Below are 691 nucleotides of genomic sequence, written 5' to 3' on the forward strand. Positions count from 1 at the left end.
GAAACGGCAAAGACAGGGATAAAATATCCCCGTCAGTGAAATCGCTTACTGGGCGCTGAATGGCCGCAGTCATTCGCCGCTCGTTCTTAAAGATGAAAATGCGTCTTGGCATAACTTACCAATGCGGCCAATCTCAGCCGCCAAAGAGGCGAAGCTATCAACCGACGAGGCTAATATATGTCTCCTAATAAGACCGGCAACTAATTGTTCAATTGTTAGATAATAAGCAACCGGCTCCAGACGCTCCTGGCCTTCATTTTTACCTTTCTTACCGATTTTTATTTCATTGAGAATAAATTGCAGACTGTCACTGGTAATAACATGTTGATCGCCAATTTTGATATGCATTGCACAACCCTTATTTAAGTAATGAGTGCCTTATCTGGCTCGGTTAAACTTTTCAGCTTCCTGTCGTAGCAGCTCTGCAATCTCAACTGACGAAAGCCCCTCATTAACCACATGCGTTGCCAGCCGATCTAAGTGGCTAGAAAAACTCACAGCGGCATCGGCTTTAGCCTCTTTTCTTGCTATATCTAAAGCGTTTTGGCGCGACTCAGCCGCCGCCCGGTGACTCATTTCCTGCCCTACTGTTTTATGCATATGCATGGTGCTGACTCCGAATTTAGGTAATAAAAATCCCCGGCCACCGATGGGAGGCCGTTGGTATTTATGGTTTTGGATTAATTAATGA

The 691-nt window shown here is 45.2% G+C and carries 2 protein-coding genes; both read right to left on the reverse strand.

The genetic code is table 11. From position 1 onward, the window contains the following. Positions 1–69 precede the first annotated feature (69 nt). Positions 70–348 (reverse strand): DUF5405 family protein, encoded by a 279-nt coding sequence (locus DBA33_RS20415; RefSeq protein ID WP_120807129.1) that lies wholly within the window; start codon positions 346–348, stop codon positions 70–72. 30 nt (positions 349–378) lie between these two features. Further along, a complete protein-coding gene (locus DBA33_RS20420) occupies positions 379–606 on the reverse strand; it encodes a DUF2732 family protein (protein WP_120807130.1) in 228 nt (75 codons plus the stop codon). Positions 607–691 lie beyond the last annotated feature (85 nt).

Origin of the sequence: Yersinia sp. IP36721, from assembly GCF_003634395.1 — a bacterium.
GTDB lineage: Bacteria > Pseudomonadota > Gammaproteobacteria > Enterobacterales > Enterobacteriaceae > Yersinia > Yersinia entomophaga.

What these genes read in the sequence shown, in the direction of transcription:
- DBA33_RS20415 (WP_120807129.1), bottom strand. Translation starts at nt 348, where the DNA reads ATGCATATCAAAATTGGCGATCAACATGTTATTACCAGTGACAGTCTG.
- DBA33_RS20420 (WP_120807130.1), bottom strand. Translation starts at nt 606, where the DNA reads ATGCATATGCATAAAACAGTAGGGCAGGAAATGAGTCACCGGGCGGCG.